The organism is Haloarcula japonica DSM 6131 (assembly GCF_000336635.1).
Lineage (GTDB): Archaea > Halobacteriota > Halobacteria > Halobacteriales > Haloarculaceae > Haloarcula > Haloarcula japonica.
On sequence record NZ_AOLY01000039.1, the window covers coordinates 57,727 to 83,027 of the forward strand.

A 25,301-nucleotide genomic window follows, 5' to 3' on the forward strand; every position below is an offset into this window, starting at 1 on the left:
AGTGGTTTCACTCGGCACCGTCGTATAAGTCACCGATCGTTCGCTGACCCAGAAAACGGCGGTAAGGCAGGCCGGTTCGACTACGCCGTCTCGGCCTGCTGCACCGTCACGTCGACCGTCTCACCGGCTACGCCGAGCCGCGCGAACTGCGTTCGGACGTGTTCCTTTGCCGCGTCGATAGCTGCATCGCGCGTCTCGAAGCCGCGTGGCATCGGAGACTCGAATGCGATTCGGATCTCGCGGTCGCCGATTGACTGGACCTGCCCGCCGCTCTCGACCTCGTAGAAGGCGTCACAGATCCAGACGTAGGGCGTCCCCTCGTCCGGCGCGCCGTTGAATTCGGGCGGCTCCTCGCCCGGTTCGTACAGCGTCCCGGTCAGCGTCGTCCCGCCTGCCGTCCCCCGAATAAGCAACATAGTTCCATATAGAGGCCCCAACGGCAAAAGATTCTCCCCCGGGCAAGCGTTCACCCCGACGCCGCCGGGCTGAACCGGTCGCTCTCGGGACCGCTCGCATCCCAGCGGGAGTCTTCGACTGTCGACGGCATCCCAGGCGGCATCCGAGCGTGCTCTTTCCCGTGCCCCGGAATTTGGTGCATGCCGAGGCAAGTCGTATATCGGTAGGTACCACAGATGGTCATATGTCTGACTCGACTGGTGCCAGTGTTCGGTTACTTCGTAACGCAACTATCCTCGTGGACGTTGGAGACGTGACGTTCCTCGTCGACCCGATGTTTTCGTCACCTGGCGAGAACCCGCCTGTTCCAAATTCGCCGAACGACCGTCGAAACCCGCTCGTCCCGATGCCGAATGGTGACCTGTCCTACGACGCCGTGGTTGTCACGCACCGCCACCAGGACCACTGGGACGCGGCGGCCAAGGCGGAACTCGATGCCGACGTGCCGCTGTTCTGTCAGCCCGAGGAGGCGGACGAGTTCACTGACGAGGAGTTCACCGATGTCCGACCCGTCGACGACGAGGCGTCATTCGAGGGGATTTCGATTCACCGAACGCCCGGGCGGCACGGCCACGGAGAGTTGGCGGCGGAGATGGGCCCCGTTTCGGGATTCGTGTTCGAGGGTGAGGAAACGGTGTACGTCGCAGGCGATACGGTCTGGTACGAGCCGGTCGAGGAAACACTCGACCGGTTCGAGCCCGATCTAGTCGTGCTGAACGGCGGTGAAGCGCAGTTCGAACAGGGCGACCCTATCACAATGGGCGTCGAGGATATCACAGCTGTCCGGGATGCTACCGCCGCTACGGTCGTCGTCGTTCACATGGAGGCAATCAACCACTGCCTGCTCAGCCGGGACGAGCTACGGTCGGCAACGGAGGACGTTCGGGTTCCCGACGACGGGGAATGGGTCAATCGATAGGCACGGTCAGTTAGCAGGTGCTTTGACGGAGGCGCTGTCAGATGCCACGGCGACACCGTCAGGTCAGGGTTCGCAGTCGACCACGACGGGCAGGTGGTCGGAGCCGTAGTGGTCGTCGTCGCGGTCGGCGATGACCGCCCTATTGTCGATAGACACGTCCTCGCTGACGAACACGTGGTCAATCCCCATCTCGGGGAGCAAGTCGTGGAAGTCGGTTCGGCTCGTCGTCGGACCGTGGGTGACGGTCGCTGTATCACGAGCGTCAACAAGTGTGCGGCCGTCCGGGAGTTCGTGCCCCGCGGCCCGTTCGTAGGCTGGCTCGCCGACAACGCAGTTGAAATCACCCAGCAACACTGCAGGTGCGTCCCGAGCGACAGAGTCGAGATGGTCGAGTACCAGCTCGATACCCGAAATCCGTGCGTCAGCGCCCTGGTGGTCCAGATGCGTGTTCAGACACAGCAGGTCGTCGCCGGTGTCGCGGTCGCGGAGACGCGCCCAGGTCGCCACGCGCGGGTAGGCGGCGTCCCAGCCGACGCTGCTCGGCTCGGCGGGCTGTTCGGAGAGCCAGAACGTGTTCGTGGCCGTACAGTCGAAGCGCTCGGTCCGGTAGCCGATGGCGGTGTGCTCCCCGCCGGCGTCGACGGAGTCGCGCGGGTCTCCGACCCACTCGTAGCCGTCCAGCAACACCTCTAGCTCCCGAAGCTGGTGGGCCATTGCCTCCTGCACCCCGATAATATCGGGGCTGTGATACTGGATGATCTCTGCCACCAGCCGCCGCCTGTGGGGCCACCCGTCTTCCCCATCGCCGGCGGTGTCGTACCGCACATTGAAAGACATCACCCGCGTCGGCTTCATATGCGTTCGTTGACAGCCATCCGGGTAAGGTTTCACATTCATGCTGCTGGGGAAAGGTGTTAATCCCCGGCTACCCTGAACTGGGGTATGTCCGACCTCGGGGATTTCACTGATTTCGACGGCGACGACGAGGCCGCACAGTCGGCCGAGACGACCGACGACGGCGACCGGGCTGTCGACGCGGCGGAAGGAACCGACTCGACAGCACCATCTGCAGACGACGACTTCGAAGAGATGGACGTGACACCGGCCGGAACGGATACCGGCCTCGGCGTCCTTTCGGCTGCGAACGGGCTCCGAATCAGCGAAGAAGCGGAGGAAACGGTCCTGCGAGCGTACGTCACCGCGCGGAACCGCTCGCGCCTACGCATCGGCACGTATCTGCTCGTCCCCTACCCAGGAGGTGAGCGCCTGTTCTGCCGCATCAAGGCTCTGGAGTACGCCCAGGAGTTCCACGCCGACGACGCGACCGAGATCCACGCCCGGCGAGCGATGCGCGAGCGGGGCATCGACGAGCGGGATTTCAAATTCATCGCCGAGTTGGAGCCGGTCGCGGTGCTGTACAGCGACGGCGGCGAGCTCAAGCGGCGGATGACCGACCGGGTGCCAAAACCCGAGACCGTCGTCCGAGAGGCCACCGACAAGTCCGAAATCAAGACCGGCCTGAAGATTCCCGAGGACGGCGTCTTTCTGGGCCATCTCGCTGTCGGGGGCGAAAAGGTCCGCACCGCCGCGGAGCCGCCGACAATCGACTACCGGCTGAAAGACGACTACGACGCCGGCGACCCGCTCGTGTTCCGGCATACCCTTGTCGCAGGTGGGACCGGGTCCGGGAAGACCCACAGCTCGAAGAACGTCCTGCGGCAGTATCTCGGCCGGACCTACGAGATGGGCGACGGCCGCACGCCCGAACTCGCCGTCGTCCAGTTCGACCCGCAGGACGAGTACGCCCAGATGCACGACGATAACCCCGCGATGACCGACGAGTTCGAGCGCCGCTGTGAACGGGAGGGCGTCGCCTACGGTGGCCACGACGACACCATCGCCTTCGTTCCCAAGGTGGCTGGAGCCGACTACAACGCCAGCCACCACCGCGCCGAGCAGGTGGAGTTCACCATCCCGTTCTCGCTGGTCCACGACAACCCCTGGCTTATCGCTGGCTCCAGCCTGAACGATAACCAGTACGGTGCGTTGGTCAACACGCTACTCCCGCGCTTTGAGCGGGAGTACGGGGAGAGCGGCACGTACAGCGACTTCCGGACCTTCCTCGGGGACCCCGCGCTCAAGGAGGAACTGGACGAGGCGGGCGACGTCCACGAGGCCACGTTCGACGCGGTCAAGCGCCGCGTCCAGGGCTTCGGGGCCGTCTTCGACCAAGACGCCCGACCGATCACCGACCAAATATCGCAGTTCGTCCGCGACGGCGGACTGACGGTCATCCCGACCTACCACATCACCGACTCCCGGACGGCATCCACAATCGTACTGGCCGTCTCCAGCCTGCTCATCGACCAGAAGCTCTCGAACGACCCGGACTACGACCGCATCAAGGAGACGCCGCTCGTCCTCGGGATGGACGAGGCCCACAACTTCCTCACCGACGCCGACAGCGTCCAGGCCGGTAAGGTCATCGGGAAGTTCACCGAGGCCGCCAAGCAGGGCCGCAAGGAGCGCCTCGGGCTGTACCTCATCACACAGGACCCACAGGACATCGCCGACCCGGTATTCAAGCAGATCAACACGACGATGGTGCTCAATCTCGGCGATGAAGACGCCATCTCGGCGGTGAACATCCCGAGCAACCTGGAGTCGAAGGTCCCCTACATGGAGAAGGGCCAGCGGGTCGTCTACTCGCCGGATAACTCCGAGCCGGTGGAGCTCATCGGCCTGTCGACGTGTGTGACTCGCCACGGACGGGACTGACAGACCGCAGGCTAACTCGCCGATTGCAGCGGGCCGAAGATTCAAACCGACCCCAGCGGAAGTGGGCATATGGCAAAGCGAATCCTTGTTCCGGTCGACAGCTCAGATCAAGCACCGGTCGCCTGTGCGTTCGCAGCCGAGGAACATCCGGACGCGACGATCGTTCTCTTGCACGTCATCAACCCTGCAGAGGCCGGCTACAGCGCGGAGGCATCGATTCCCTCGTTCTCCGAGGAGTGGTACGAGACACAGAAGGCGACGGCGGAGGACCTCCTTGACGACCTCGAGGCGGAAGTGACCGAAGCCGGCGTCGAGTCTGTCGAACGCGTCGTCGAGGTCGGGCGACCGACAAAAGTCATCGTAGAGTACGCGGATGACCACGACATCAACCAGATCGTCATGGGGAGCCACGGGCGCTCAGGGATGTCCCGTATCCTGCTAGGGAGCGTCGCCGAAATCGTCGTTAGACGAGCGTCTGTCCCCGTAACTGTCGTCAGATAGCGCTACGGGTGCCGGACGATATGGACGTCGTATTCGGGGTCTTCTGATACCGGTGAGCCGACGCTACAGACCGGCGTCGACACCCGCCCGGCGTTCTCGCTGCCGATGAACACGATTGAGGCCCCCTCTTCGTGAGCGACTTCTCTGATGGTCCGGGTGATGTCTGTCGTCGTCGACGCCATCGAACTCACGTCTTCCGGGACCTCGTAGCGGAACGACGCTGCCGGAGCGACCGACTCGGCCTGCTCTCGCATTCGGTCGGCGATAGCTTCGATGTCGAACTCCTCGGTGTCGTCGAGCCAACCCCGTTCCTGTGCGTACGCCGCATCGTTCGGAATAACGGACAGTGCGGTGACAGCTTCATCGCGGTAGTCCGCGAACTCCATCGCCCGTGATAGCGCGGCTTTCGACAGAGCCGAGCCGTCGAAGGGCACGAGTAGTACCATATCCCACCTGTCGCCCGGTTGTGATTTATTGGTTCCGCAAGCCGGCACGATATGAGACAAATACTGCTGGAATCGGTACATCGCAGTCCTGCGGTAAGCCGAGCGAATAACCCGGCAAGGTGTCTGTAACTAATTGTGAGGGGTGTGATCAATAGCCATGGATTCGCTAGAGGATACACTCAGATACCCCATGGAAGACGACGACTGGACCACAACGGTACTCATCGGCGGCGTCCTCAGCCTCCTCTCGTTCCTCGTCGTCCCCGGCATCCTCGTGTACGGCTATCTCGTTCAGGCAGTCCGCGACCGGGCGGACGGAGCAACACAGCCACCGGCGTTCGAGGACTGGGGCGGACTGCTCGTCGACGGGCTCAAGGCCTGGGTTATCGGCATCGTGTACATGCTCGTTCCGCTCGTCGTGTTCGGGGTGACCGTCGGCGGGAGCCTGTTCGCGATGGCGACCGGCACCCGCGCCGGAGCAGGCGCAGGCCTCGCTGGCCTCTTCGGCGGGCTGGCGATCTCGTTCGTGCTGTCGCTGGTGTTTGGCTACGTGGCGACGGCGGCCATCATCCACTTCGCCTGCACCGGCGAGTTCGGGGCCGGGTTCGACTTCGGAACGCTTCGGAAACTGGTTCTGTCTCCGGAATACGCGACACCGTGGCTGGTCTCGATTGCGCTGTTCATCGCGGCCAACGTCGTGGTGAACTTGCTCAACGTCGTTCCGTTCATCGGCTCGCTCGTCGCCGTGATTCTCAGTCCGTTCGCCACCTTCTACGTGCTGGTCGTCGCGACGGACCTCTGGGCCGGCGGCTACAACGCGGCACTTGACGAGCGGGACGAACCGGAGTCGGTCGGGACGGCGACGGCTTAGAAGATGTTTGCCTGCTGGTAGACCGAGATGCCGTCGTTCGTTATCTCGTAGGGTTTCGTCTCCCGCGAGTGGTTCGCGTTCCGTATCTTCTGGATCTCGACGGCGAGTCGCGTCTCACCAGTGTCTGACCGGACGTACTGAAGAATGAACACGGCGTCGGTCAGGTATTCGATGATACCGTGTCTGGATGCGAAGGGGTTGCTCTCGCTGGCCTCGGAGACGAGCATCGTCGTCACGCCGGCCTGTTTCAGCGACCGGGTGAAATCGAATACCTCGGTGCGTCGACGGGACTGGTCGTCATACATCATCTCGAGCAGCGAGACGGAGTCGAGCACCAGCCGGTCGGCGTCGAACTTCTCGATGAGGTCCGGGAGTTCCCCCCGAATGTTGTCGAGGCTATTTGCCATTTCGACCGGGTCGAGGTCGACGATGGCTAGCTGGCCCTGTTCTTCGTACTCCTCGAACCCCCAGCCGCGGTCACCAGCGGTGTCCAGTATCGCGTCGTGGGACTGTTCGAGCGTGAGAAACACTGCGTTCTCGCCGTTTTGCAGGCCGTGATGGAGGAACTGCAACCCGAACGTCGTCTTCCCGGTGCCGGCTGAGCCGATAGTGACGATGAGATGGCGCTGTGGAATCCCACCCTGGATCATCTGGTCGAGACCCTCGATACCGATGTCGACCCGCGGGATGTCGGACTCGAACTCCTCCTCGAAGTCGCTACCGCTGTCACCGTCACCGCTACCGGCAGACTCGAACGCGGTGGCGAAGTCGTCGTCGAAGAGCCCGCCACTATCACCGTCGCCGGGGGACCCAGCGTCGGCATCAGCGGACTCACTCCCGCTGCTGAAGGGGTCATCGTTGCTGTCGTCGAACGGGCTGCTGTCCCCGCCAGAGGCAGCGCTGCCGTCGTCATCGAACGGGCTGCTGTCACCATCTTTGCTAAAATCGGCGCTGCCGGTGTCATCAAACGGGCTGCCATCACCGCGTCGACTGCCGTCGTCACTGTCTGTCGCAAACGGCCCAGTGTCCGCAGATGTAGACTCCGCTGCGTCGCTCTCGGATGGTATCGCCGAAGCATCGTCGGTATCCGTCTGTTCGCTGTCGCCATCCTCGTCGTCCAGCGCACTTTCGAACCAGTCGTCGTCGGACTCGTTGTCCCCGCTCATACGCACGACCACCAGCCACACGAACGGCCCATGGAAGTGGATACGCGTCGGGACGGATATAATTGCCGTCGTAGAGGGTTTATATGCGGCCGGTGGGAACGTCCGGCAATGACTGTCGGGATCGTCGCGCAGCGGGACAACGACCGGGCCATGTCGCTTGCGAGTACACTGTGTGACCGATTGCGTGCCACGTCAGCGGCCGTCGTCGTGGACGAAACGACCGCCGGGGCGCTGGGTGACCACGACGCGTGGGAGGCCGCCGTACCCGATTCGGCCCCGGTCGATGAGATGTCCGCCTGTGACCTCGTTGTGAGTATCGGCGGTGACGGGACGTTTCTGTACGCGGCCCGCGGTGCGGGGTCGACGCCGATACTGGGCGTCAACCTCGGCGAGGTCGGCTTTCTGAACGCTATCGCACCGGAAGAGGCCGTCGAGACGGTTGTCGCGGAAGTCGAACACATCCAGAAGACTGGCAGCGCCAGAACACGGGCCAAGCCGCGGCTGCAGGCCAGCGGCGACGACTGGGAGCTGTCGCCGGCACTGAACGAGGTCGTCATCCAGGGTGAGCGCCGCGGTCACGGCGGCGGGGCGACGCTCGACGTGTACGTCGACGACTCGCTGTACACGTCCGGCCACGCTGACGGCGTACTGGTGGCGACGCCCACCGGCTCAACAGCGTACAATCTCAGCGAACGCGGCCCGCTCGTTCACCCCGACGTGGCCGGTCTCATCGTCACCGGGATGGCAGACGAGATGGGGACGCCGCCGCTGGTCGTCGACGTTGACAGCGAAATCGTCGTCGAACTCACAGATGCCGACAGCGGTGTCGTCGTCAGTGACGGTCGGGTTCGAAAAGACGTGGTCCCGCCGGAGCGGATAACAGTCTCGCGTGCGGGCGAACCGGTCCGGCTTGCCGGGCCGCCGCTTGATTTCTTCACCGCACTCGACAAACTGGCCTAACGCCGACCGACGGCGTACAGCACTGGTGCGAGGACGAGCAGCACGAGGCCGAACAGTTTGTACTGGAACGACGATGCGAGGACGCTCGCACTGTTCGGTTCCATCGCCGACGCCGGCGTAATTACGAGCAGCGCGCCCAGTGCAATCGTGTGTAGTCCCAGCATTCGGAGCGACCGTTGCGGGAGAATTGCGACGAGCCCACCGACAAAGCCGAGTAGCAGGACATCACCGATGGTGTAGTTCAGCAGGAAACTATCGATGAGTTGCAGCGGTGACGCGAGCATTCCTATCCAGGATTTCGCCGTGATGGAATCTTTAAAGTTCCGTTACGCCGCCGACCCGCGGGCGGCGTTCGGCCGTTCAATCACCCGCTGTTCCCAGCGGCGTGAGCAGGAGGTAGCCAGTCGACGGGACGCCGGCCGTCCGTAGCCGGAACTGCCTCGGTTCGTCGAGTGCCGTCGAGAGGGCCACGACATCGAGGTCAGTTGTACTGACTGTCTCGGCGTCCACTTCGTCGATACCAGCCACGAGCAGCGCCTCGGAGAGCGCCGTTCCGTCGAGGCGGTCGGACGGCACGTCGAACGTGGTCCCGAACGCCTCGTTGGCCGCACGCACGACCGGGCCGTGACCCTCATCAGCGAAATACAGCACCGGGTCCGGATGACCGTCGAAGAGGTCGATCGGCTGTGGCTCCGGTGTTTGCTCGACATCTGCCGACACTGTCATCGTCTCGTCGATCGTCTCACCGGGTGAATCAGTCACCAGGAGATAGGAGACGCCACCTAGTCCCCCACCGAGCGCCAGGCCGAGGCCCACGGTGACCTGTTCCGAGAGCCCGAGCGAGAACACCGACTGCACCACCAGCGCGACGGTGGCGAACACGACCGCTCCTGCCCCTATCCAACCGACCACGGCCGCGAGGCTCCCAAGGCGATGTCGACCGCCCGTGCCCGCCGACGACTTGCTCATCGGTACACACTCAATGGGCCATCGGTTAACGCTTTTCGAGAGGCGGCCGATAAAACATATACAGGTGCCAGCCCTAGGACTGTCCACTACCGTGTCCAGAACTACAGACGGCCCACCGCGGGTACTCGTCGTTGACGACGAACACGACGTCGCCGACACGCAGGCCCTGAAACTCGGCGAGCGCTACGAGACGACTGTCGCGTACAGTGGCCAGGCGGCGCTCGACACCGTTGGTCCGGAATTCGACGCCGTGTTGCTCGACCGACGAATGCCCGACGTCCACGGTGACGACGTGCTTTTACGGTTGCGCGAGCGGGGGTTCGACGGCATCATCGTCATGCTGACCGCGGTCGACGCCGACCTGAACATTCTGGAGATGCCCTTCGACGACTACCTTCAGAAGCCGGTCGACCAGTCGACGCTCCTGTCGACGCTCGACCAGCACCTCGACAGAGGCGGCGAAGACGACAGGCTCGACGAGTATTTCCGGATCTCCTCGAAGCTCTCGGTACTGGAACGTGAGAAATCCACATCGCAGCTGGAATCGAGCACCGAGTACACCAAGCTGAAGGAACGGGCCAGAGAGCTGGAGTGGGTACTGAAAGCCGAGAACGATGACTTCGAAGAGCTGAAAGAGACGTACCAGTCTATCAGCCGGAGCTAGGCGTCGAGAAGCAGCGTCTCTTCGATGTACTCGTCGATGGTATCTCGGACTGTCGAGACGGGGTCGTCGTTCCGGGTCGCGTTCTGGAGGATCACGCCGTCGAGTATCGTGATCATGAACTGCGAAACCGTTTCGGGGTCGACGTCGGCGAAGACCCCTTGTTCGATGCCGTCTTCGATTATCTGTGCGAACTGCCGGGCGAACAGTTTGTCCGTCTCGGTGAACTTCTCCCGGAAGTCCGGGTTCTGGACCGCTTGGGCGCGCATCTCGACGTAGGAGCCGAGCACCGCGTTTTTGTCCGGCGTCTCGACGCAGTCGGGGAAGTCGTCGAGAATCAGGCTGACGAACGTCTTGATGTCCTGTTCGGGGTCGCCGGTCGATTCGATCTGAAAGATGCGGTTAAATTCCGTGAGAATGAACTCCTGAAACGACAGCAAGAGGTCCTCCTTGCCATCGAAGTGGTGATAGAACGTCGATTTGCTCAGATCGGCCTCGTCCGCAATTCGCTGTATCGAAAGTCCAGCATACCCGTATTCCCGGAGGGCACGGAACGTGGCTCGCATGATCGCCTCGTGCGAGTCCGCTGGCTCCCCGGCAAACGGAATTCCATCACTCATCCCGACCGAATATTCGTTCGGGCAGTAAATATCTTCCCACTGTTACTGAACCACAACGTTGATAGGCGACCGAACGTTCGTTCGATGTACGCGGTTCGGGCGGGAGTCTGCACAGACGTATGTGGGTGCGTGCCCCGATCTCCCAGATATGACCTCCGTTCCGAACAGAGACAACCCATGGAACGTCCAAAGTGTCCCTACGCATGAAACCACGAACACTGCTTACGCTGGCTGTTGTCGCACTGCTCATGGCATCCGGAACGGCAATCGCCGCCGTAACCGGGAGCCCCGACTTCGACGCAACGCTTGTCGATGATACCGTCACGCCCGGTGAGGAGACGACGCTCGACGTCGTGCTCGTCAACAGCGGAACGGTCGACTCCGGTCCGACGACGCAGGCAGTTCGGAGTAGCGAGGTAACGACCGCCCGCGGGACAATAGTGAAAGTCAACAGCGGAGACGCACCGATTACGGTGACAACGGGTAAGCAGGCTGTCGGCTCCGTCCCGGAAGGCAAGACGGAGCCGATTCCCTTCGAGGTGAGCGTCGATGACGACGCGAGTCCCGGGGACTACACCGTTCCCGTCATTGTCGAGTACAAGTATACTAACTACATCTCTGAGGGAGACGGTTCGCGTGAGGAAAAGACCACGACCGAGCGGATCGAACTCGAACTCGAAATCGACGACGACGCGGCTTTTGATGTGGTAGACGTCGATTCCGGTGCACGCGTCGACTCGGTCGGGACGGTCGCAGTCACCGTCGAGAACACCGGTGATGAGCCAGCCCGAGAAGCTTCGGTAACGCTGGAATCGACAAACCCTGAACTCACAGTCGGTAGCGACACCAGCAGCTCCCGGTTCATCGACACCTGGGAGGCTGGTGAACAGCGGACGCTCCGGTACCGCGTCGGTGCGAGCGGTGACGCCAGAGCCGAACCGTACCAGTTCGACCTCCAGGTTGACTTCGATGACACCGACGGGGTGCGAAAGAGTACGTCCGCTTCTTCGCTCGGGATTACACCTGCCCGCGAGCAAACGTTCACTGTCGAACGTGTCGACAGCGACGTTGCTGTCAGTGACTCCGGGACATATAACGTGACCCTGCGTAACGACGGACCGGTCACAGTCTCGGACGCGACAGTGACACTTACCACGCAGAACAGCGCGATTACGTTCGGACAGTCCGAATCCACGTCGCAGTTCGTCGGCTCCTGGGAGCCCGGTGAAACGCGAACGGTGAGCGTTGACGCAAGCGCCAGCGACGACGCCAAGACACAGAGCTACGCGCTGTCGGCGTCAGTGAGCTACGACGACCCAGAAGGCGATGCCGGCGTCGCTGACGACATCTCGCTGGGACTCACGCCCGAGCCCGAACAGTCCTTCGCCATGGGTGACGTCGAATCGTCCCTGCAGGCGGGTGACGACGGCACGCTGGAAGCGTCACTGACCAACACCGGGGACCGAACAGTCCGCAACGTCGTCTTGAACTGGGCGAGCACCCACGACAACATCTCGCCGAAGGAAACCCAGTACGCGGTCGGTGACCTCGAACCGGGCGAGTCAACGACCGTCTCGTTCGATGCTGACGTGTCCGATAACGCGAACTCCGGCCCGCGACAGTTCGACTTCGTTGCCAACTACCGCAACAGCGAGGGGGACCGCCGTGAGAGCGACACGCTCGAAATCCGGCAGAGTGTCGACGGTAGCGCTGACGAGTTCATCGTCGAGACGACGAACGCGTCGGTCAACGTTGGTGGGTCGAGCACGCTCGAAGTGACGATCACCAACGACGCCGGTGAGCAACTGACCGATATCGAGGCGAAACTGTTCGCCGAGTCCCCCATCTCCGTCTCGGACGACCAGGCGTACATCGATAGCCTCGACCAAGGCGAGTCAACGACCATCGAGTTCGGTATCAGTGCAAGCGGTGCCGCGATGACGAAAAGCTACCCCGTCTCGGTCGACTTCCAGTACGAGGAGCCGGACGGAGATACGCCGGTGTCCGATACCTACCGCCTTCCGGTCTCCGTGACCAACTCCAGCGGTGGCAGTTCGCCGCTAACGGCGATTATCGGCGTCGCACTCGTGGCCGCCCTGGCCATCGGCGGCTACTTCAGGTTCCGCTAACGCATGGACTACCAGCGCTACATCGATTGGGCGGACGACCGCATCGTCCACGATTCACGGAAGGTGGTTCTCCTCTTCCTGGTCGTGACGGTGGTCTTCAGCGCCGGCCTCGGGGGCGTCTCAACTAACTCCGGGACGTCGCAGTTTACGACCGGACTGCCGGCCGAGGAGGCACTGCAGGAGGTCAACGACAAGTTCTCGCCGACCTTCTCACCAGACACAGGGAGTACACAGCTCATCCAGCGGGAGACCAACGTCCTCTCGAAGCCGGCGCTGCTCCGGATGCTCAGGTCACAGCATCGGTTGGAACAGCACGGAACACTCCGTGTCACATCGACCTCAAGCGCCGCCAGTATTGTCGCCCAGCAACTAAACCCGGACGCGACGACGACCGAACAGCAAGTCTATGCTGTCGAAGCCGCAACGCCGAGTGAGATCGACGCCGCCGTCAGGCGAGCGGCTGAGCAGAATCCCCGGTTCGAATCGCTACTGAGCAAGGACTTCAACCGCAAAGCCGCCTCGGCGTCGGCGACCATCGGAGTCGTCACACACGAGGTCCCGGCCGGAATCTCCTCCGGGTCAGGGCAGGGTGGTTCGAGTCCGCTGACGAGCATCCAGAAACAGGCCGGGTTCACTGTGGCCAGCGCTGACCACGGTGGCATTACCCTGTTCGGCAGTGGTATCGTCGCGGACGAGTTCTCGAATGTCGTCGGCGACTCGCTCATCCTGACGGTGCCCGCAGCAGTGCTGTTCATCCTGTTTTTCCTGACGATTGCCTACCGCGACCTCGCGGACATGGCACTCGGCCTGCTCGCGCTGTTTATGGCCGTTGTCTGGACGTTCGGCTTCATGGGGCTTGCCGGCATCCCCTTCTCGCAGATGCTCATCGCCGTGCCGCCGCTGTTACTGGCGGTCGGTATCGACTTCGGGATTCACGCCGTCAACCGGTATCGAGAGGAGCGCGAGACCGGTGCATCCATCCAGAAGTCGATGCGGATCACGACTGACCAGTTGCTTGTCGCGTTCTTCATCGTGACTGGGACGACGGTCATCGGGTTCGCTGCGAATCTCACCAGCGCACTGCCGCCGATTCAGGACTTCGGCTACGTGGCCTCTGTCGGGATCACGTTCACCTTCCTCATCTTCGGGGTGTTCCTGCCCGCAGCAAAGGTGGAACTGGACCGGCTCCGCCAGCGCTACCCCATTCCGACGTTCAGCGAGACGCCGCTGGGCGCAGAGGATTCGTCACTCAGCGGCGTGTTGCGCGGCGGCGTCGTCATCGCGAACCGCGCCCCGATTATCTTCCTCGTACTCATCCTCGTATCTACGGTCGGTGCCAGCTACTACGCCACCGGCGTCTCGACCTCGTTCAGTCAGGAGGACTTCCTGCCGCCCGAGGAGAATCCGGACTTCGTCGAGGCCCTGCCGGAACCGTTCGCCCCGAGCGAATACACCGTAACGGAGGTGACGAACTTCCTCGATGAACGGTTCGATACGACCCAGTCCAGTCAGGCGACGGTGTACGTAGAGGGGCCAATGCGAAACGATGCGGCGCTTGAGCAGATGTATCGGGCGGGTGATAACCCGCCAGACTCGTTCGTCCGGGAAGACGGGCGGGCTGATTCAACGTCTATCGTGACGGTCATTCAGGATCAGGCAGAGCGCGACCCCGAGTTCCGCCGGATGGTCGAACGTAACGACCGGAACGACAACGGGGTCCCGGACGATAACCTCGGGGAGATATACGAGTATCTACTCGACTCGCCGGCCCGTAGCACGGCGCTAGAATACATCACTGAGGACTACCGGAGCGCGCGTGTCGTCTACACAGTCGAATCGGACGCGACCGACGCAGAGGTGACCACCGACACGAGAAGCGTTGCCGACGACTTCCGGTATGAGGCAACAGCAACCGGCTCGGTCGTCGTGTTCCAGGCCGTCTCGGACCTCATTCTGGAGTCAGCCATCCAGTCACTGGCGATTGCGCTTGTCGGCTCATCGATGTTCCTCATTCTCATCTACAATATGCTGGAGGGGCGGCCGTCGCTCGGCCTCGTGAACATGATTCCCGTTGTCGTCACAGTGGCATGGCTCGGCGGGACGATGCGACTGCTCAGCATCCCGTTCAACGCGCTCACAGCGACAATGCTGGCGATAACTATCGGGCTGGGGGTCGACTACTCTGTCCACGTCACCCACCGGTTCGCCGACGAGTTCGAGGAAAACGACCTCGAAACGGCACTGGACAGAACTGTTCGCGGGACCGGTGGCGCACTGCTCGGCAGTATGCTCACCACGACATTCGGCATCGGCGTGCTCGGGCTGGCTGTGTTCCCCGCAATCGGCCAGTTCGGCATCCTGACGGCCATGTCGATCGGGTACGCGTTCCTCACCTCCCTGATGGTGATCCCCTCCGCGCTCGTCGTCTGGGACCGGGTGTTCAACGCTGACTGGTCGGTTCGTGGCCTACTCGGGTTCGGGCAATCGCGTCCACCCGCACCCGTCGACGGCGACGATTAAGCCTCAACCCACGGCCCACCGCTGGTCGTGTCCGGGCGAAACACGCCACTGAAGCCTTTATTTGATGCGGTCGCTCTAGCACTGGTATGACTCACGTCGTTATCATCGGCGCGTATGGAAGTGCCGGGGCCGCAGTCGCCGGCGACCTTGTCGAGGCGGAGGACATCGAACTCACGCTCATCGACAACGGCGAGCCCGGCGGCGGTCTCTGTATCCTCCGTGGCTGTATGCCGTCCAAGGAAGTGCTCTCGGCAGGAGCCCATCGATTCCAGGCGCGCCACGACGACCGTCTCGTCGGCGACGTGCCCGACGTCGACCTAGAGGCCGTCGTCGAGCGCAAAGACGACCACGTACTGGGCTGGGCCGGGCATCGCCGGGACTCCATCCACGAGATGGCCGAGCGCGACGACGTGACGTTCATCCACGACACCGCGACGTTTGTCGACGAGCACACGGTTCGGGCCGGCGGCGAGGATCACGAGGCCGACTACGTCGTCATCGCGACCGGCTCCAGCGTGAACGTCCCGGACACGCCAGGTATCGACGAGGTCGACTTCATGACGAGCGACCAGGTACTCGACGCCACGGAGTTCCCCGACTCCGGTATCGTGATGGGCTTCGGGTACATCGGAATGGAGCTAGTCCCGTATCTGGCGGAGGCCGGCGGCATGGAGCTCACCGTTATCGAGCACGACGACCGCCCCATCGACGAAGGCGACCCGGAGTTCGGCGACGCGGCGCTTGACATCTACGAGGACAACTGGGACGTGGCCATTCCGACGAACTGCTACGAGAAGGAGCTGGAGGAGACAAAAGACGGCGGCGTCCGCCTCACTGTTGAGTATGACGACGGCAGCGAGGAGACGTTCGAGGCCGACCAGCTGTTCCTCTTTACCGGCCGTCGCCCGACCGTCGAGGGGCTCGGCCTGGAGAACACGCCCGTCTCCGTCGAAGGCGATTGGGCGAAAGACACGATGCAGACCCGCGATGCCGACCACATCTACGCCGTCGGCGACGTCAACGGCAAGGAGCCGATTCTCCACGTCGCTAAAGAGCAGGGCTTCACCGCGGCCGAGAACATCATCCGGCAGGAGGCCGGTGGCTCACTCGAAGAATACCGTAACGTCCACCACCACGTTATCTTCTCCGGGCTGGGCGTGTATCCGTTCGCTCGTGTCGGCCACAACGAGGAGACGGCGAAAGAGGCGGGCTACGACGTCATCACGGCGACGCGACAGGCCAGCGACGACGGCGTGTTCAAATCGAAAGACGTGCCCGAGGGGCTTGCGAAGCTCGTCGTCGACGCTTCGGACGGAACAATACTCGGCTGGCAGGGCATGCACTACCACGCGGACAGCTTCGCCAAGACGTTCCAGATCATCGTCGAGTTGGGGCTCGACGTGCGTGACCTGCCGGACCGGGCCTATCACCCGACGCTCCCGGAAAACGTCGACGGCCTCATCCGAGACTGCGTCGACCAGCTATAGTTACTCGACCTGAATACCGGTCACGTCGAAGCGCGTACCGCCGTCCTCGCTTTCCGAGATGGTGATCCGAGCACCGTGTGCGTCGACGATTTCGGAGACGATAGCCAGCCCGAACCCGGTCCCGTCGTCGCTCGTGGTGTAGCCGCGTTCGAACACCACGTCGCGCTCGTCCTCGGGAATACCGGGGCCGTCGTCCGCGACGTAGAACCCTCGCCCGTCCGAGAGCGTCCCGACGCTGACGGTCACGGTATCGTCGCTGTCGTCGACCCCCGTCGGACTGCGCCCGTGTTCCAAGCTGTCGTCGGACGGAGTCCGACTGCTTGTGGAACCATGTTCCACACTGTTTCGGAAGAGGTTCTCGAACAGCTGCTGGAGGCGCGTCTGGTCGCCCGTAATCCGTACGTCCGTGTCGACGCGTTCAAGCGTCGCGTCCGAACTCTCGACGGTGTCCCAAGCGGCCGTAATGATATCGTCTAGCGACGCTTCGGTCGCGTCGATGACCTTGTGGCCGCCGCGGGCGAGCGCGAGTACGTCGTCGATGAGTTCGTCCATCCGTTCGAGCGACCGCTGGAGCGCCTCGACGTGCTCCGGGTCCCCGTCGTACTCCTCGTTGACGAGCGTGAGCCGGCCGAACGCGACATTGAGCGGGTTCCGGAGGTCGTGGCTGACGACGCTGGCGAACTCCTCCAGTCGGTTTCGCTCGCGGGTGAGTTCCTGTTCGCGGCGTTCGCGCTCCTGTTCGTAGCTGACCCAGTTTCCCATCAACTCCACAAGCGTGACTTCCCACTCGGAAAAAGAAGCGCGGGGCTCCGTGCCGTAGAAGCAGAACGTGCCGTACACCGAACCGTCGACGACAACGGGCGTTCCGAGGTAACAGGAGACGCCCATCTCCGTGTAGCCAGCCCTTTCAGCCAGTTCCGGCCGGTCTTCGGCGATGTCGGCGAGGACCAGTGTCTGCTCCTCGACGACGGCCCGCTCGCAGTTCGTTGCGTCCAGCGGGACTGCATCGCCCGCCTCGGTAGTGCCAGTCCGGTCGCTTACGATTTCGAAGACGTACCTGTCACCATCAATGCGTGAGAGCGCGGCCGTTTCGGTTCCGAGGACGTGCTGCCCGATTTCGAGCAGGCGCTCGACCTTGTCCTCGAAATCAAGGTCCTTGCGGGAGATGACCCGGTAAATCTCTCGAAGCGTCCGCTCTCTACCCCTGATCTCCTCCTCGTGCTTGTGGCGCTCAGTGATGTCACGGAAGTACACCGAAATCCCGGTTGGCGACGGGTACACAGATACCTCGAACCACGTCTGCAGCGGTTCGAAGTACGCCTCGAAGGACGCTGGCTCCTGCTGGGTCATCGCCTGTCGATACTGCTTGCTGAACTCTGTTCCTTCTATCGATGGGACCGCCTCCCAGATGTTTTGCCCCAGCAAGTCAGTGGTATCCCTGTCGACCGCCATCGCACGGCTGATGACGCGGCGACCGCGTTCGTTGGCGTACGTGAACTCCCAGTTTTCGTCAACCGCGAAGAACGCGTCGGTCATCCGGTCGAGAATGTCCGCTTCCTCCTGATAGCGGGCGACAGCGGAGGTGATTCGCTGTCGGAGCAGTTCCGTCTGCTCCGAAAGCGGCGTTTTCGTCATGTAGTCTGTGACGCCGGCAGAGATAGCGTTGCTGGCCACGCTCTCGTCGCCGTCGTCAGTGAAGAGCAGAAACGGGAGGTCAAAGGACTGATCGCGGACGGCCCGTAACAGTTCGATTCCGTCTCTATCCGGCAGTCGGTACTCGCTAACGACGCAGTCGTACGACGCGTTCTCGATAGCTTTGAGCGCGTCGTCCGCCGTCTCACACACCGTCACAGTGAACTCGTCAGTGCTACCAGTCAGCGTCTCCGTGACCGCCGTGATGTCGTCGCAATCCTCGTCGACGTAGAGGACACGTACTCGCCCGGCGGTCCCATCGGCCCCGTGACGGTTCGGCGTAGCCACGGGCGTATCCATATGCTTCCCAAGGTATGTGGGGGTAAAGTTGTACCGCCGGTAAGCTTTCATTACCAAGGTTCTGGCCGGCTATAGCGGCTGAAATCTCAGTCAGGCCGGCGTGAGGAGAGCACCGGAATCTCGTCGATGCGGTCCGCGGAAAGCGCGTCCCAATCGACGCCCGTTGGCGTCGTGTGGGTAGTCGCTGTCTCAATAGTGCGGTCCGGCGTCACGACCCAGTCCATCGGCACGTCGTGGTCATCGACGGGCACGTCGGTGTCGATGATGCCCTCGGGGCCGCCGACGACCTGGAGTTCGTGGACCGTCGTCACGACCGGCGTCGTCTCGTCGACCAGCCCCAGTTCACGGAGGACGGCGTATTCGAGGTCGCTGTACCCCTCGCCCTTCCCGATTCGCGCGCCGCCCTCGGTGACCGCGACCGATCCCGACACCACGAGGTCGACACTCCCGACCGCCTCAGGGCCGACCTGTCGAGCGTGGTCGGCGACGTTTGAAACTGCGGGAGCGGCCTCGATATCGTCGAGTTCGACCGGGTCGAGTTCGTAGAAACACTGCTCGTCTCGGAGCCGTGGAACGGCCATATACACCGTCTTGCCGGCCCGCAGCGCCGCCCGTCGGACCGGAAGCTGTGGTGAATCCGGGTTCGCCTTGATCGTCTCCGCGTCGTCCCAGACCGCCGTCTCGGTCAGGCGCTGTGCGGCCTCGTTCGCGCCCGCAAAGTTCGGAATCCGGTCGTGCGGTGGGAAGGGGAACCGGGCGATACCGCGCTCTTCCAGCGCATCCCAGACTGTTTCGCGGATAGCTTGTTTGTCCATGGCGCTACGGCCTCCGGCGGCGGAACTGCTGTGTGCAGACCAGCGCCAGCAGTGCGACAAGCGCCGCGACAGCTGTGAATCCGGGACCGCTGGCGTCGGTTGTGGACTGGTCAGTGCTTGGCGTGTGGTCCGCGGGCGTGGGCTCGATCGTTTTGGTTACCGCCGACCGGGGAACGTAGCTGTCGGCGTCGTAGCGGTCCGGATAGAGCTGTGCAGTGGCGTTGTGTGCGAACGAGACCACGCTCCGTGGTGCGGGCTGGTTGATGTCGCGCACCCGGACGATGACTGTCGTGTTGGTCTCGCCCGCGGTCGTGCTGGCGTAGGGCTCCGTCTCCGCGATAGTTGCCGTGTTCTCAGTGACAAAGAGCACGTCCGGGTCGAGCTGGAGGATGACCTCGTCGCTGAGCTGTGGGTACTGCATGTGGTTGCGCGCGGCGACGTTCTCCGCGCCCGCGAGCTCGATGAGCGACGTGACGAAGGTGTTGCCCGCCGCTACGTACCCCCCGCCAAGCGGGTACAGCGCCGTCGGACGGTCCTCGACATCACCGGTGACCTGCCCCACGGCGTCGACGTTTGCGTCCATCCAGGCGTTCGCTTCGCTCGCACCCTCGCAGTTACCGGTCAGGCGGCCGATGGTCGTTGTTTTTGTCCGGATGTCCTCGATTGTTGTCGCGGCGGGGAGGTGATACACGGTGAGCCCGGCCTGTCGGAGCGGGGCCACGTCACCGGCGCTGGCGTTTGGCGCAATCACCAGATCCGGGTTCGTGCCGACGACGCGCTCGACGTTGACACCGAAGCTCGCTGAGACGTTCGTCCGGCTCGTAGCGCCGTCCAGATAGCTGGCATACTGGGTGAGTCCGACCACCTGAGAGCGGCCGCCGATCTCCCACATCGTCTGGGCGGCCGATGGGTTGGTCGTCGTGACCCGCTCCGGGCGCTCTTCGATAGTGACCTCGGTCCCGGTCGCGTCGGTCATCTTGACCGGGAACGAACAGTCGTTCGCCTGCGTGTCAGCTGTTGCTGACGCCGGAGTGATACCCGCAAACGAGCCGACGAGCAAGACAAAGACACAGACGAGAGAAAGTTGTCGCATACCATAGCCGGGTGTCAGGAGCAATAAATACTTATCTACTGCAAGTGGGCTTTCATACATGCGTTTCGCGGGTCGGACCGTCGGGTGGTCGGCGGGGCTCGTCGCCGTCCTCTGTGCCGTGGTGACGACGAGCGCCGGTATCGGCCCAGTGTGGATTCCACCCGGCATCGTCGGGAAAGTACTGCTCAACGCCGTCGTCGTCCCGACTGGCATCTCGGTCTCCGGCCCTGCTGTCGACGTGACTACGGCCCACGTGTTCTCCTACGCCGTAAGCGACCTCCAGACACAGATCGTGATGCAGGTCCGACTCCCACGGATACTGCTCGGTGCGGTCGTCGGCTTCTCGCTCGCCGCCGCGGGGACGATCATGCAGGGAATCTTCCGGAACCCGATGGCCGACCCCTCCATCATCGGCGTCTCCTCCGGTGCGGCGGTCGGCGCGGTCGGCTTCATCGTCGCACCGGTCGTCATCCCGTTCGGGCTCGGGCTCCGCGGCGCGGCCTTCGTGGGGGCACTGGTCGCAGCCTTCGGCGTCTATCTCATCGCGACGCGGAACGGCCGGACACCGGTCGCAACGCTGTTGCTGGCCGGCGTCGCGATACAGACGTTTCTTGGCGCAGTGGTCTCCTTCCTGCTGCTCCACAGCGGCGAGAGCATCCGCCGCGCGCTGTTCTGGCTGATGGGCCATCTCAAAGGAGCCTCCTGGCCCGAAGTGACCAGCAGCGTCGTGCTTGTCGCCGTCCCGTTCGTCGTGTTGCTCGCCTACGCACGCGACCTGAACGTCATGCTTCTGGGCGAGGAGGACGCACAGAGTCTCGGTATCGAGGTCGAACGGACCAAACGGGTCCTGCTCGCGCTGTCGGCGGTCATCACGGCGGCGGGCGTCGCCGTCGCCGGCATCGTCGGCTTCGTCGGCCTCATCGTTCCCCACGTGATGCGCCTGCTCGTCGGACCGGACCACCGGATACTGCTCCCGACAGCGGCCCTCGCCGGGGCGTCGTTCCTCGTAGCGACGGACACGCTGGCACGTTCCGGTAGCGCCGAGGTCCCGGTCGGCATCGTCACCGCCGTCCTCGGCGCGCCGTTTTTCCTGTACTTGCTCCGGAAGCGGGAGGTACACGAGTTATGAGCGAACAGCCCGCAGCCGACGACACGAACCCGAGAGAGAACCGCTCCGGGCCGATGCTTGACGTGTCTGGCCTCGCGGTCTCCTTCGGCGACCAGTCGGTCGTCTCGGGTGTCGATTTCAGCGTCGACCGCGGGTCGCTCGTCGGTCTCGTTGGCCCCAACGGCGCGGGCAAGACGACCGTTCTGCGAGCGGTGAAGGGGACGCTCGACCCGGCCGCTGGTACAGTCTACGTCGACGGTGAACCCATCCGAAATGAATCTGCGAAAGCGGTGAGCCGTCTCGTCGCGAGCACGCCGCAGGGCACCAATCTCTCTTTCGACTTCAGTGTCAAACAGACCGTGGAGATGGGACGGACACCGCATCTCGGCCGGTTCGACCGAATGGGCGAGGCCGACCGGCGCGCCGTCGAGCGAGCGATGGAGCGTGCGAGCGTCGCCCGGTTCGCTGACCGCCCATTCACCTCGCTCTCGGGCGGCGAGCGCCAGCGTGTCCTCCTCGCTCGGGCGCTGGCACAAGAGACGCCGATCCTCCTGCTGGACGAGCCGACGGCCAGCCTCGATATCAACCACGCCGTCCGCACGCTCGAACTCGTCCGGGCGCTCGTCGGCGACGGGAAGACGGCCGTCGCCGCGATACACGACCTGAACCTGGCCGCCCGGTACTGCGACGAACTGGTGTTGCTCGCCGGCGGTGGGGTTCGTGCGGCGGGTCGCCCCGTCGACGTTCTCACGAGCGACACGCTGCGCGACGCCTTCAACGCGGAGACGCTGGTGACGACCCAGCCCGGGACCGACGCGCCGCTCGTAACGCCGCTCCCCGAACGGGACTCAGTCGACCGTCGCGTCCACGTCGTCGGGACCGGCAAGCCGGCGGCTGCCGCTGTCTCGACGCTCGTCGGGGCAGGCTGTCGTGTCAGTGTCGGCGTTGTGCCCTCCGGCGACACAGCCGCTGAGCGGGCCGCGGACCTCGACTGCGAGAGAGTCACGGTCCCGGCCTTCGCCGGTATCGACGACGCGGCCCGCCAGCACGCCGTCGACCTCGCCGCTGCCGCCGATGCCGTCGTGAGAGCGGGCGAAATCGGTGACGGTAACAGCCCGGTCGTCGAGGCTGGCGGTGCTTGCATCGCTGTCGAGACGGATGAGAGCGCCTACACCAGCACCGCTCACGACACCGTGCCGCTGACTGCGCTCCCCGCAGCGGTTGCGTCTCTACCGCCCGTACCGGAGCAGGACGCGACCCCATCGCTCAATCAATCGACCACGGACTGAGTCCACCGCCGACTGAGGTGTCTCCGGCCGAGAACAGCAACACCGATACTTTTCGCTCCCATACGTCGCCCGTGGACGATACGATTTCGTGGCTCCGGGACCGGCCGTACTACGAGGGACAGGTCGTCGATCAGCGGACGGTGCCCGGCCGGGACGCACGGACCGCGGACTGTGAGGTGACGGACCGCCTCGCCGGCGTCCTCGAAGACCGGGGTATCACGGACCTCTACGCCCACCAAGTGGACGCTATCGAGGCAGTCCGTGACGGCGACAACGTCGTCCTCGCGACCGAGACGGCGAGCGGTAAGAGCCTCGCCTACACCGTTCCGGCGTTCGAGCGGGCGCTGGACCGCCGGGCGACGACGCTGTACATCGCCCCGCAGGTCGCACTCATCAACGACCAGACTGAGACGCTGTCGGAACTGGCACAGGGACTCGGATTCGCCTCCGGCGTCTCCGTCGCCCAGTACACCGGCCGGCAGTCCAAATCCGAGAAGGAGGCCATTCGAGAGCGCCAGCCCACCGTGTTGCTGACGACGCCGGACATGCTCCATTACGGCATCCTCCCACACGCTCACCGGCTGTGGGACTGGTTCTTCCAGCGGCTCGAAACGGTCGTCATCGACGAGGTGCACGGCTACCGCGGCGTCTTCGGCAGCCACGTCTCGCTGGTGATGCGCCGCCTCCAGCGGATCGCCGAGCGGTTCGATGCCGGCAGCAGGGGCACGCGGAGCGACACCGGCACAGAGGGCGGTCCGGAGTGGGTCTGTTGCTCGGCGACCATCGGCAATCCAATCAAGCACGCGGCGGCCGTCACCGGCCAGCCAGAGCCCTCGTTCGCACTGGTCGACGAGGATTCGAGCGCCAGCGGGCCGCGCCACTGGCTGCTGTGGAATCCCCCGGAGTATGACGGCGGCGGCTGGGGGAGCGGTCGCCGGAAGTCAAACCACGTCGAAACGAAACAGCTGTTCGTTGACCTCGTCGAACGAGGTCTCCAGACGGTCGTCTTCGCCGGGTCTCGACAGACCGCCGAACGGTACGCCAGCGATAGCGCCGACGAACTCCGGAGCCGCGGCGAGCACGATCTCGCCGACAGCGTCGGCGCGTATCAGGCCGCACTGACCGATGACCGGCGGCGCGAACTGGAGCAGGGCCTGCAGTCCGGCGACCTGCGGGGGGTCTGGTCGACCAGCGCACTTGAACTGGGCGTCGACGTGGGCGGTCTGGACGCGGTGTTGCTGGACGGCTACCCTGGGACGCGAATGCGGGCCTTCCAGCAGGCCGGGCGGGCCGGCCGTGGCACGGACCCGGCGCTGGTCGCGCTGGTCGGCGGCGAGGACCAACTGGACCAGTACGTCCTGCGCAACCCCAACGCGCTGTTCGAGACGGGGGCCGAGCAGGCCGTGACCAACCCCGAAAACGAGCAACTACTTCCGGACCACGTTCACGCGGCCGCCTGTGAGAACTGGCTCTCGCCGGACGACGACCGTCACTTCGGCGAGACGTTCCCCGACGTGGTTTCCGGCCTCGAATCGGCCGGGAAGCTCGACCGCCGCCAGACCGACCAGGGGATGCGCTGGCTCGGCAACGGCAGCCCCCACCACGAGATGAGTCTGCGGACCGTCGACGACGGCGAGGTGAAACTCGTGGCCAAAGGCGACGTGATAGCGACACTCTCCGTCGAGGATGCGCTGCGGGACGCCCACCCCGGTGCGATCTATCACCACCAAGGCCGGCACTACGAGGTGACAGAGCTCGATCTCGACGCAGGCGTCGCCGAACTCGACCGGACGTGGGCCGATTACTTCACTCGCGTCCTGCACGACAAGACCATCACCGTCGAGGCGGACCTGGCGGAGCGGCGACTGCCGACCCGCGAGGACGTGCCGGTCCGGTTCGCGTCAGTGACGATGCGAAAGCAAATTACCGGCTACGAGCGCCGCGACGGGTCCTCCGGGGAGGTGCTGGGACAGCGACCGCTCGACCTGCCCGAGACGACGCTGGAGACGAAGGCGCTGTACCACACTGTGCCGTCGGACCTGGAAAGCGAAATCCGGAAGAGAGCGTACGGCGCTGAAAGCGGCCCCAGCGGCGGTGATGGGAATCGGCCCGGTGACGCGGCAACCGACGGCGGCAGCGAGCCCGGTGACTTCCCAGGAGCCATCCACGCCGCCGAACACGCCATGATTTCGATGTTCCCCTTCGAGTACCTCTGCGACCGCGGCGACATCGGCGGGCTGTCGACGCCGCGCCATCCCCACACCGGCGAGCCGACCATCTTCATTTACGACGGCTACCCGGGCGGCATCGGCCTGACGCGGGCCGGCTACCACGATATCGGGCCGCTGATGGACACCACGCTCTCGATGCTGACCGCGTGTGACTGCGCCGACGGCTGCCCGGCCTGCGTGCAGTCGCCCCACTGCGGGAACGCCAACGACCCGCTGGACAAACACGGTGCAATACACCTGCTGGACGGGCTGAGGGACGACGAACTGGAGTGAGAGCGTCGCAAGGGCGT

General features: G+C 63.9%; 23 protein-coding genes. 12 read left to right on the forward strand and 11 right to left on the reverse strand.

The window, feature by feature from the left end; genetic code table 11:
• Positions 1-80 precede the first annotated feature (80 nt).
• Together C444_RS14680 and C444_RS22990 are read right to left on the reverse strand one after the other, a co-directional pair.
• Positions 81-416 (reverse strand): DUF7113 family protein, encoded by a 336-nt coding sequence (locus tag C444_RS14680; RefSeq protein WP_004593765.1) that lies wholly within the window; start codon positions 414-416, stop codon positions 81-83.
• A 50-nt stretch (positions 417-466) separates the two neighbouring features.
• The gene (locus tag C444_RS22990) at positions 467-598 is read right to left on the reverse strand and encodes a hypothetical protein (RefSeq protein ID WP_275039450.1); all 132 of its coding nucleotides are present in this window, start codon (positions 596-598) and stop codon (positions 467-469) included.
• A gap of 42 nt (positions 599-640) precedes the next feature.
• Between C444_RS22990 and C444_RS14685 the strand changes: the two genes are divergently transcribed.
• On the forward strand, positions 641-1,375 hold the full coding sequence (locus C444_RS14685; protein WP_004593766.1) for an MBL fold metallo-hydrolase: 735 nt from the start codon (positions 641-643) through the stop codon (positions 1,373-1,375).
• A gap of 63 nt (positions 1,376-1,438) precedes the next feature.
• On the opposite strand, the gene C444_RS14690 is transcribed toward C444_RS14685, so the two are convergent.
• Entirely contained in the window at positions 1,439-2,230 is a 792-nt protein-coding gene (locus tag C444_RS14690) for an endonuclease/exonuclease/phosphatase family protein (protein ID WP_004593767.1), read from the reverse strand.
• An 87-nt stretch (positions 2,231-2,317) separates the two neighbouring features.
• Here C444_RS14690 and C444_RS14695 point away from each other — a divergent pair, with 87 nt between their 5' ends.
• Both C444_RS14695 and C444_RS14700 read left to right on the forward strand, forming a co-directional pair.
• Entirely contained in the window at positions 2,318-4,153 is a 1,836-nt protein-coding gene (locus C444_RS14695; RefSeq protein WP_004593768.1) for an ATP-binding protein, read from the forward strand.
• A gap of 69 nt (positions 4,154-4,222) precedes the next feature.
• Positions 4,223-4,654, forward strand: a complete 432-nt coding sequence (locus C444_RS14700; RefSeq protein WP_004593769.1) for a universal stress protein — start codon at positions 4,223-4,225, stop codon at positions 4,652-4,654.
• A gap of 2 nt (positions 4,655-4,656) precedes the next feature.
• Here C444_RS14700 and C444_RS14705 read toward each other — a convergent pair whose 3' ends face one another.
• Positions 4,657-5,100, reverse strand: coding sequence for a universal stress protein (locus C444_RS14705; protein WP_004593770.1), 444 nt, complete (start codon positions 5,098-5,100; stop codon positions 4,657-4,659).
• A 157-nt stretch (positions 5,101-5,257) separates the two neighbouring features.
• Here C444_RS14705 and C444_RS14710 point away from each other — a divergent pair, with 157 nt between their 5' ends.
• A complete protein-coding gene (locus C444_RS14710; RefSeq protein WP_049909542.1) occupies positions 5,258-5,971 on the forward strand; it encodes a DUF4013 domain-containing protein in 714 nt (237 codons plus the stop codon).
• Here C444_RS14710 and C444_RS14715 read toward each other — a convergent pair.
• A complete protein-coding gene (locus C444_RS14715) occupies positions 5,968-7,137 on the reverse strand; it encodes a KaiC domain-containing protein (RefSeq protein WP_004593772.1) in 1,170 nt (389 codons plus the stop codon). The genes C444_RS14710 and C444_RS14715 overlap by 4 nt on opposite strands.
• A 108-nt stretch (positions 7,138-7,245) precedes the next feature.
• On the opposite strand from C444_RS14715, the gene C444_RS14720 reads away from it, so the two are divergent.
• On the forward strand, positions 7,246-8,097 hold the full coding sequence (locus C444_RS14720) for an NAD(+)/NADH kinase (protein WP_004593773.1): 852 nt from the start codon (positions 7,246-7,248) through the stop codon (positions 8,095-8,097).
• Here C444_RS14720 and C444_RS14725 read toward each other — a convergent pair.
• Positions 8,094-8,381, reverse strand: coding sequence for a hypothetical protein (locus tag C444_RS14725; protein WP_004593774.1), 288 nt, complete (start codon positions 8,379-8,381; stop codon positions 8,094-8,096). The genes C444_RS14720 and C444_RS14725 overlap by 4 nt on opposite strands.
• A 76-nt stretch (positions 8,382-8,457) precedes the next feature.
• Positions 8,458-9,066, reverse strand: a complete 609-nt coding sequence (locus C444_RS14730) for a hypothetical protein (RefSeq protein WP_049909543.1) — start codon at positions 9,064-9,066, stop codon at positions 8,458-8,460.
• 91 nt (positions 9,067-9,157) lie between these two features.
• Between C444_RS14730 and C444_RS14735 the strand changes: the two genes are divergently transcribed.
• Positions 9,158-9,730 (forward strand): response regulator, encoded by a 573-nt coding sequence (locus tag C444_RS14735; protein WP_004593776.1) that lies wholly within the window; start codon positions 9,158-9,160, stop codon positions 9,728-9,730.
• Here the strand turns inward: C444_RS14735 and C444_RS14740 are convergent.
• A complete protein-coding gene (locus C444_RS14740) occupies positions 9,727-10,347 on the reverse strand; it encodes a TetR/AcrR family transcriptional regulator (protein WP_004593777.1) in 621 nt (206 codons plus the stop codon). The genes C444_RS14735 and C444_RS14740 overlap by 4 nt on opposite strands.
• A 203-nt stretch (positions 10,348-10,550) precedes the next feature.
• Here C444_RS14740 and C444_RS14745 point away from each other — a divergent pair, with 203 nt between their 5' ends.
• The 3 genes from C444_RS14745 to C444_RS14755 all read left to right on the forward strand — a co-directional run bounded on the left by C444_RS14745 (position 10,551) and on the right by C444_RS14755 (position 16,483).
• Positions 10,551-12,476: a COG1361 S-layer family protein gene (locus C444_RS14745; RefSeq protein ID WP_004593778.1), complete on the forward strand. Its 1,926-nt coding sequence runs from the start codon at positions 10,551-10,553 to the stop codon at positions 12,474-12,476.
• Positions 12,477-12,479: 3 nt separating this feature from the next.
• Positions 12,480-14,996 carry an efflux RND transporter permease subunit gene (locus tag C444_RS14750; protein WP_004593779.1) on the forward strand — a complete coding sequence of 839 codons (2,517 nt, stop codon included), beginning with the start codon at positions 12,480-12,482 and terminating at the stop codon, positions 14,994-14,996.
• Positions 14,997-15,082: 86 nt separating this feature from the next.
• Positions 15,083-16,483: a dihydrolipoyl dehydrogenase family protein gene (locus C444_RS14755; RefSeq protein WP_004593780.1), complete on the forward strand. Its 1,401-nt coding sequence runs from the start codon at positions 15,083-15,085 to the stop codon at positions 16,481-16,483.
• Here the strand turns inward: C444_RS14755 and C444_RS14760 are convergent, their stop codons facing one another.
• From C444_RS14760 to C444_RS14770, 3 genes are all read right to left on the reverse strand, one after another.
• Positions 16,484-18,475 (reverse strand): hybrid sensor histidine kinase/response regulator, encoded by a 1,992-nt coding sequence (locus C444_RS14760; protein ID WP_004593781.1) that lies wholly within the window; start codon positions 18,473-18,475, stop codon positions 16,484-16,486.
• Between the two features lie 86 nt (positions 18,476-18,561).
• On the reverse strand, positions 18,562-19,290 hold the full coding sequence (locus C444_RS14765) for a 5-formyltetrahydrofolate cyclo-ligase (protein ID WP_004593782.1): 729 nt from the start codon (positions 19,288-19,290) through the stop codon (positions 18,562-18,564).
• 4 nt (positions 19,291-19,294) lie between these two features.
• A complete protein-coding gene (locus tag C444_RS14770; RefSeq protein ID WP_004593783.1) occupies positions 19,295-20,383 on the reverse strand; it encodes a PGF-CTERM-anchored ABC transporter substrate-binding protein in 1,089 nt (362 codons plus the stop codon).
• 58 nt (positions 20,384-20,441) lie between these two features.
• Here C444_RS14770 and btuC point away from each other — a divergent pair, with 58 nt between their 5' ends.
• The 3 genes from btuC to C444_RS14785 all read left to right on the forward strand — a co-directional run bounded on the left by btuC (position 20,442) and on the right by C444_RS14785 (position 25,284).
• Entirely contained in the window at positions 20,442-21,512 is a 1,071-nt protein-coding gene (gene btuC, locus C444_RS14775) for a vitamin B12 ABC transporter permease BtuC (protein WP_004593784.1), read from the forward strand.
• Complete coding sequence (locus tag C444_RS14780; protein ID WP_004593785.1) at positions 21,509-22,780, forward strand: ATP-binding cassette domain-containing protein; 1,272 nt, start codon at positions 21,509-21,511, stop codon at positions 22,778-22,780. The genes btuC and C444_RS14780 overlap by 4 nt, the downstream gene beginning before the upstream one ends.
• A gap of 71 nt (positions 22,781-22,851) precedes the next feature.
• On the forward strand, positions 22,852-25,284 hold the full coding sequence (locus tag C444_RS14785; RefSeq protein WP_004593786.1) for a DEAD/DEAH box helicase: 2,433 nt from the start codon (positions 22,852-22,854) through the stop codon (positions 25,282-25,284).
• Positions 25,285-25,301: the final 17 nt, after the last annotated feature.

Coding starts and splice junctions, on each gene's coding strand:
- C444_RS14765 (WP_004593782.1), bottom strand. CDS start 19,290: ATGGACAAACAAGCTATCCGCGAAACAGTCTGGGATGCGCTGGAAGAG.
- C444_RS14755 (WP_004593780.1), top strand. CDS start 15,083: ATGACTCACGTCGTTATCATCGGCGCGTATGGAAGTGCCGGGGCCGCA.
- C444_RS14695 (WP_004593768.1), top strand. CDS start 2,318: ATGTCCGACCTCGGGGATTTCACTGATTTCGACGGCGACGACGAGGCC.
- C444_RS14750 (WP_004593779.1), top strand. CDS start 12,480: ATGGACTACCAGCGCTACATCGATTGGGCGGACGACCGCATCGTCCAC.
- C444_RS14685 (WP_004593766.1), top strand. CDS start 641: ATGTCTGACTCGACTGGTGCCAGTGTTCGGTTACTTCGTAACGCAACT.
- C444_RS14715 (WP_004593772.1), bottom strand. CDS start 7,137: ATGAGCGGGGACAACGAGTCCGACGACGACTGGTTCGAAAGTGCGCTG.
- C444_RS14745 (WP_004593778.1), top strand. CDS start 10,551: ATGAAACCACGAACACTGCTTACGCTGGCTGTTGTCGCACTGCTCATG.
- C444_RS14780 (WP_004593785.1), top strand. CDS start 21,509: ATGAGCGAACAGCCCGCAGCCGACGACACGAACCCGAGAGAGAACCGC.
- C444_RS14770 (WP_004593783.1), bottom strand. CDS start 20,383: ATGCGACAACTTTCTCTCGTCTGTGTCTTTGTCTTGCTCGTCGGCTCG.
- C444_RS14725 (WP_004593774.1), bottom strand. CDS start 8,381: ATGCTCGCGTCACCGCTGCAACTCATCGATAGTTTCCTGCTGAACTAC.
- C444_RS14680 (WP_004593765.1), bottom strand. CDS start 416: ATGTTGCTTATTCGGGGGACGGCAGGCGGGACGACGCTGACCGGGACG.
- C444_RS14710 (WP_049909542.1), top strand. CDS start 5,258: ATGGATTCGCTAGAGGATACACTCAGATACCCCATGGAAGACGACGAC.
- C444_RS14705 (WP_004593770.1), bottom strand. CDS start 5,100: ATGGTACTACTCGTGCCCTTCGACGGCTCGGCTCTGTCGAAAGCCGCG.
- C444_RS14730 (WP_049909543.1), bottom strand. CDS start 9,066: ATGAGCAAGTCGTCGGCGGGCACGGGCGGTCGACATCGCCTTGGGAGC.
- C444_RS14740 (WP_004593777.1), bottom strand. CDS start 10,347: ATGAGTGATGGAATTCCGTTTGCCGGGGAGCCAGCGGACTCGCACGAG.
- C444_RS14720 (WP_004593773.1), top strand. CDS start 7,246: ATGACTGTCGGGATCGTCGCGCAGCGGGACAACGACCGGGCCATGTCG.
- C444_RS14700 (WP_004593769.1), top strand. CDS start 4,223: ATGGCAAAGCGAATCCTTGTTCCGGTCGACAGCTCAGATCAAGCACCG.
- C444_RS14760 (WP_004593781.1), bottom strand. CDS start 18,475: ATGGATACGCCCGTGGCTACGCCGAACCGTCACGGGGCCGATGGGACC.
- C444_RS22990 (WP_275039450.1), bottom strand. CDS start 598: ATGCACCAAATTCCGGGGCACGGGAAAGAGCACGCTCGGATGCCGCCT.
- C444_RS14690 (WP_004593767.1), bottom strand. CDS start 2,230: ATGAAGCCGACGCGGGTGATGTCTTTCAATGTGCGGTACGACACCGCC.
- btuC (WP_004593784.1), top strand. CDS start 20,442: ATGCGTTTCGCGGGTCGGACCGTCGGGTGGTCGGCGGGGCTCGTCGCC.